Origin of the sequence: Nocardia alni, assembly GCF_019038435.1 — a bacterium.
In the GTDB taxonomy this organism is placed as follows: domain Bacteria; phylum Actinomycetota; class Actinomycetes; order Mycobacteriales; family Mycobacteriaceae; genus Nocardia; species Nocardia alni.
Genome location: NZ_JAGPOX010000260.1, coordinates 1 through 5,329, shown reverse-complemented (window position 1 = coordinate 5,329; position 5,329 = coordinate 1). Strand labels below are relative to the sequence as shown.

At 63.6% G+C, this 5,329-nt stretch carries 7 protein-coding genes; all 7 read right to left on the bottom strand.

What is annotated here, in order from left to right; all coding sequences use genetic code 11:
• Positions 1-403 precede the first annotated feature (403 nt).
• Complete coding sequence (locus tag JZ791_RS43350; RefSeq protein WP_216903683.1) at positions 404-1,177, bottom strand: ESX secretion-associated protein EspG; 774 nt, start codon at positions 1,175-1,177, stop codon at positions 404-406.
• Positions 1,178-1,330: 153 nt separating this feature from the next.
• Complete coding sequence (locus JZ791_RS46260) at positions 1,331-2,668, bottom strand: PPE domain-containing protein (protein WP_216903681.1); 1,338 nt, start codon at positions 2,666-2,668, stop codon at positions 1,331-1,333.
• Positions 2,669-2,686: 18 nt separating this feature from the next.
• On the bottom strand, positions 2,687-3,082 hold the full coding sequence (locus JZ791_RS43340) for a hypothetical protein (protein ID WP_216903679.1): 396 nt from the start codon (positions 3,080-3,082) through the stop codon (positions 2,687-2,689).
• 33 nt (positions 3,083-3,115) lie between these two features.
• A complete protein-coding gene (locus tag JZ791_RS46960) occupies positions 3,116-3,631 on the bottom strand; it encodes a DUF3558 domain-containing protein (RefSeq protein WP_368858356.1) in 516 nt (171 codons plus the stop codon).
• Between the two features lie 588 nt (positions 3,632-4,219).
• Entirely contained in the window at positions 4,220-4,630 is a 411-nt protein-coding gene (locus JZ791_RS43330; protein WP_216903675.1) for a lasso peptide biosynthesis B2 protein, read from the bottom strand.
• Positions 4,627-4,887, bottom strand: a complete 261-nt coding sequence (locus JZ791_RS43325) for a lasso peptide biosynthesis PqqD family chaperone (RefSeq protein ID WP_216903673.1) — start codon at positions 4,885-4,887, stop codon at positions 4,627-4,629. Before JZ791_RS43325 ends, JZ791_RS43330 begins: the two co-directional genes overlap by 4 nt.
• The coding region (locus JZ791_RS43320; protein WP_254207356.1) for an asparagine synthase-related protein at positions 4,868-5,329 on the bottom strand (462 nt) is incomplete at its 5' end. The genes JZ791_RS43320 and JZ791_RS43325, both read right to left, overlap by 20 nt.

The following is a 5,329-nucleotide window of genomic DNA, read 5'->3' as shown; positions in this document are numbered from 1 at the left end:
CCCCGGCCACAACCCCATCGTCCCCCACCGGCACCTGCCCGGACGTCCACACCAACCGACTGTTCGCCGGCACCACCGCCACATGGCTGTAACCATTCGTCGGCGGCAATTCATCGGGTGTCAGTAACTCCATACACCCCATGCTGCCTTATTTCCGCCGCGGATAGCCCTGACGCATTCCATCTGCGAGACCAATTGCGAACCAACATGTTCGAGCATCAGCCATGTCTTCTGAGCGGCTCCGAAGCGATGTCGTCGTACAGCCCCAGGTCCTCGGAGATCCTGACCAACTCGGACAGCCCGGACCGCACCGACGAATCCGCGTGTACTGGTTCGTCCGGGAACTCTCGGGATTCGGCACGCGCCCCAGAGACCAGGCGATCCCGCGCTGGATCAGTCATTTTCAGCGCCAGGCGGAGTGGCGGTCGCGCTCCAAGGCGCGGTCGGCCAGGCGTTGGAGGGATGCTTGGAGTTTCTCCGCGGTCAGGGGGGTGGCTTCGACTCGGTCTGCGAGGGTGAGCAGGTAGCGGCCCTGATCGGTGAAGTCGACGACCTGGAGGTATTCGCCGCCCTCCTGCCAGCCGTCCAGGGCGGCGCCCAGGTCCACCTTGAACTCTATGTAGGTGCGGAAGGGCTGGCGCAAGAAGCGGATCGCCTGGGTGCGGGCACTGTTGGGGTCGGCGGGGCTCCAGGTTTCCGACGGGGCCAGGTCCAGGCGGTTGATGGAGACGCCGTGGGCCGTGCCGGGCGGGACGTCGGGCAGCAGGGACACCACGCGCTTGATCGCGGAGGTGGGCGAGTGCAGGTAGAGGCGGATGTCACCGGCCGCGTCGGGGTCGGCGCCCGGGCCGGGCTCCTGTACCAGGACTCCCGCTGCGCTGTCATCGATTCCGGCGTGCATGCGGACCATGCGGTCGCGTCCGTCTCGACGGAAACCGAAGGCCTCCAAGCGAACCCGCGGCTGGGCCAATGCCTGTAAGGCACGGAAGATGCCCTCGTCCGCACTCACCCGCTCGACGAGTGCGCTTCTCGGACCGGCAGATTCGCGCTCGAGGTCGGAACGCGTCTCGGCCGCGGAGTGGAATTCGATCGGAAACGGCATCCGGTCGCGGCCGACCGCCTGCCAGGCGATGAAGAACTCCAGCTGCGAAAACTTCCACGCACTAGCCGTCGGCATTACCGCCCCCCGAACCGTCGAGATAAATTCGCCTCACCATACCCGGCGCCGCGTCCAGCGAAGAAGCGTGGCGTGAGTGGTCGGTCGATGACACGATCACCGCGGCACGGATCATCGATCGGCACGGCAAAGGGAGTTGCGCAACAGAGCTTTTCACTCGGCGTAATCCCCGCCGATCACACCCCCGGGAAGGTGCCGCACCTCGGGACCGAGCAGATCCTCCTGAATGCCCTTGAGCCACTCCGGGGTCTGGTGCTCACCGTCCCCCTCACCCTTCTGCCCACCCTTCTGGCCCATCATGCCGCTGGGCGACCCCGCGCCCGACATGCCTGCCAGCGAACCCGCTGTCCCCGCACCAGGTTTTCCACCCACCGAACCAGCACCGGGCACACTACCGCCCTTACCGCCACCGGCCGAGGAACCATCCAGCCCGCCACCGAGGCCGCCACCACCCACACCGCCACCATCCAGGCCGCCACCTCCCAGGCCACCGAGCCCGGACCCGTCGTACCCCGCCGTCGCGGTGGACGGACTCAACGACGAAGGCGACGTCGCGCCGGTCGGTTGACCGGTCAACGCATCCGGCAAGTTCAGACTCGACGGGCTGGTCGCATTACCGGTACCGCTGGGCTGCGTATCGGTGGAAGTACCCGGACCAGGAGTGCCCGCGGTCGAAGGACCCGGCCCAGGACCCGGGACACCCGGACCCGGACCTGGTCCCGGTCCCGGAGACGACGGGGGAACATTCGGGGCGTTGTCAGCCTGAGTGACACCCGGCATCGAGGGAACGTTCGTATCCGCCTCGGGCAGATACCGGGCATACACATTGTTCATCACCGCCCGCGCCTCAGCCTGAGCATTATTGGTACGACCATGATCAGCCATCAACTGCCCACCCAGCGTCGTCGCACCCGCACCCGGAAGAACAGTGTTCGCCACAACATCGGTAATAATCCCGGTCCAGGAATGCGACCGACTCGCCGGCTTATCAGGAATCTGATTCTTGACCTGATTTACCGTTACCTCCGCAGCGGTCAGCTTATTTGCCACCAAGTCTGCGGCTTGCTGGAGACTTTTGGCATCCTCCGCATATTTACGGACGTTAGCCTTGGCCGACTCCGCAGACGCCCCCGCCCAGCCGTTGTTGATCAGACCCTCAATATCGCTGCGAAATGCTTCTGCCTTATCTCCTGTATCCTTGGCCAGCTTCTGCCACGCGGCCACGCTGGCGTTCATGCCGTTCGGATCGATAGACCCTCGATATTGGATGATCCGGTCATGTGACATCGTGTCGAAATTTTCCATGGCATCCGACACCACATTCGGCAAGTACCCACCGTGAAATTCCTGCGACAGAGTAGTGTTCTGCGCTTGGGCCGCCGACCGGTCCCGTTGCCCCTTCGTCCCGGCGTCCTGCTCGCTCTGGGTGGGGCTGACGCTGCTGCTGAACTGACTCTCCAGATTATGGATGAACTCGCCGAAGCTGACCATCACTCCCCCTTGTATCTACTATTTACCGTTAAGGCTTTGCATGGTCTGCCTGATCCTTGCCTGTGTCTCGGAATCCGAGTTCTTGAATGCCTGACCAGCTTTTTTAAACATATCGGCCATCTGCTGGAGGACTGCAATGTGCTGTTTTACAGCACCTACGTATGAGCCGGGAGAATCGCCGGAGCCGAGATCGTGAATTTTCCGCGCATACTTCCCTGCAGACCCCAAGTCTCCAAAAGAGTTCTGATGGATTAAATCAGTTGCCGTAGTCATCTGCGTTTGCAGTTCCTGAATGTACGCATTGCAGCGCTTTGCGCACCGTTCTGCAGTGTCATCCTCGATCAGTAACTTCCCTGACTGCGCAGCGGACGCAAGGTTTGCAAATTGCTGCTTCATGTCATTTTGGTCAGCCATGAATTCCTCGCTTACAATTTTCTGCTACGCCAACTACTGCGGAATTGATTGATTCAGGGTCGTAGCCGACCGAACTGCAATGACGCAAGAGTCTTCAGTAGCGGCAGTACCGTACGCTTTCCTTACGATAACTTCGACAAGACCTTTTGATGTAGGAAAATCTACGCCGCAATCATCAGACGAGCCGTCATTGTAGCTAACTGCTTGCCGACCTGGTACGTCCACTCCTTTAATATTGCTGAGCGAAGAATTGTTTCGTACTTCGTCCATTGTGTGCGACGTCGAATTAACTGTCATGAAGTATCCGGTGGTTCGCCATCTACAACTGCGCCATCCAGGTTGTGCGACCTCCGTAGGATTCGTGTCCTTCGTGCTCGGATCGACACCGGTGGCTGCCACCGCACTGTCCGGCAGACTGCACGGATCCCACAGCTGCGCCTCCGACAGCGTCGTCGTGGCAGCCGCCTGCGGCTGACCAGACTGCGACTTACTACACCCAGCCACCGCCAGCACAGCGCACAGCCCAGCTACAACAGCTACGGTTCGCATGCAGAACCCCCGATCGTCCAGACTAAAGTTTGGCCAACTCTAGCAACTGGTAACCCCCGTCTCGACCTCTACGGGTCATGTTACCGACGCGGGCCGCCGTAGAGGGACGTCTTCGGGATCGGCCTCGAAATGGACCGCGCCGCAGGTCTCGTCCCGCTCGCTGTATGGACCACGATCACGATCTACCCGATTGCCCGAGTTGCACTGTGCGCGAAAGGGATGCGTAGAGGGACACTGCGCGACTCGGCGCTTCGCGGTAGATTTCCGGTTTCCGGTTCCGGTCAGGAAGTCTCGGCCGGCACGGCTGACCTCGAACGTTCCGGTCGAGGGTGCGTGCGTGCGATTGCTCCGCGTATCCGGGACGAAAATGTCCATGCACCACAGCTTCTCGTGCGTCGTCGACTACGAGAAGGGCGCTGATTGCATGACCGAGGTTCTCCATGCCGATCCCGGGCACGCAGCAGGGATGAGTTCTCATCCGACAGCGGGTGATTGACCGGATAGGGATGGGAACACTGATGGTAGGGGGAATGGCGCTTGGCGAACCCGGACGAAGCCGGGGAGGAGGAACGGCCCGGCACGGGGGTGTCAGCGTGGGGGGACGGTAAGCAGGGTGCGGTAGGTGGCGGTGTCCGGGGGTTCGCCTACCCGTTGTCCCTCGGCTTCGACCCAGGCGTGAGCGGCGAATGGCGGGGTGCGTACTCCGGTGCACCAGGTTGGCCAGGTGCCGCCGAGTCGGCACAACAGAGCTGTGGCGAGGGAGCGTTGGAGGCAGTAGCGCCCGGAGCACAGGACGCTGACGGCCATGACGTCCTGCCGGGCCTTCAGAGCCGTGGCGTGGTCGGCGGGCCGCGCTCCGCGGCGCGCGGCCCGTAGCAGGGTCTGCAAACGCCTGGGCGGCAGGTGGGCCAGTAGCCGAGCGGCGGCAACGGCGGTGCGGGCGGCAGTGCGGCGGCCGAGCGGGGGACGGTTGGGCTCGGTGTCGAGGATCTGGCTCACGGGGCATCGACCACCAGTCCGCAGCATGTGAGGCGGTCGAGCAGGGTAGTGACGTCGGCGGCTGCGCGATCGAGATGGACGGGCCGGGTGGCGGCGAGTCGGTCGGCGATCTGCTGGGGGCTGGCGCCGTCGAGGAGTGCCTGGAGGACAGTCGCGCCGGTGGCGTTGAGTTGCCAGTAGCGGCCGTTGCGTTCGTCGAGCAGGACCATGCCTTCGTCGGTGGGACAGCAGGCGACGTCAGTGCGCAGACTTGTCAACGGGGTGCTCCTCGTGTGGGTCGGGGTGGGCGGCAAGGTCGCGCAGCCATGTCTCGACTGCCAGGGTGTTCTCCAGTTCCGGGGCGCCGCCGATGTTCAGGTCGGGGCTGATCAGCGCGTGACGCAGGAGTTCTGGGTCGGCGAGGTCGGACGCGGCGAGGTGTGAGGTGTCGGCGATGTCGGACAGGTGACGGCGGTGGGTGCGCAGGCCGAGGTACCAGTCGGGGCCGCAGTGGTCCTTGGTGGTGCGGTGCAGGATGTGTTCGGGTACCAGGCCGTCCATCGCGGCGGCCAGCAGAGGTTTGTAAGCCCAGGGGTGACCTGCTTCGTGGGGGCGGGCGGTCAGGCAGGCGGTCAGGACGGCGTCGTCGCAGAAGGGGCTGTCCGTCGGCAGTCCGTGGGGGCTGGATGCCTCGTGGAGGAGGGCGGCGCCGCGTCCGGC

Excerpts from the sequence above, each read along its gene's own strand:
- JZ791_RS46960 (WP_368858356.1), bottom strand. The coding sequence starts at position 3,631 with ATGCGAACCGTAGCTGTTGTAGCTGGGCTGTGCGCTGTGCTGGCGGTG.
- JZ791_RS46260 (WP_216903681.1), bottom strand. The coding sequence starts at position 2,668 with ATGGTCAGCTTCGGCGAGTTCATCCATAATCTGGAGAGTCAGTTCAGC.
- JZ791_RS43340 (WP_216903679.1), bottom strand. The coding sequence starts at position 3,082 with ATGGCTGACCAAAATGACATGAAGCAGCAATTTGCAAACCTTGCGTCC.
- JZ791_RS43350 (WP_216903683.1), bottom strand. The coding sequence starts at position 1,177 with ATGCCGACGGCTAGTGCGTGGAAGTTTTCGCAGCTGGAGTTCTTCATC.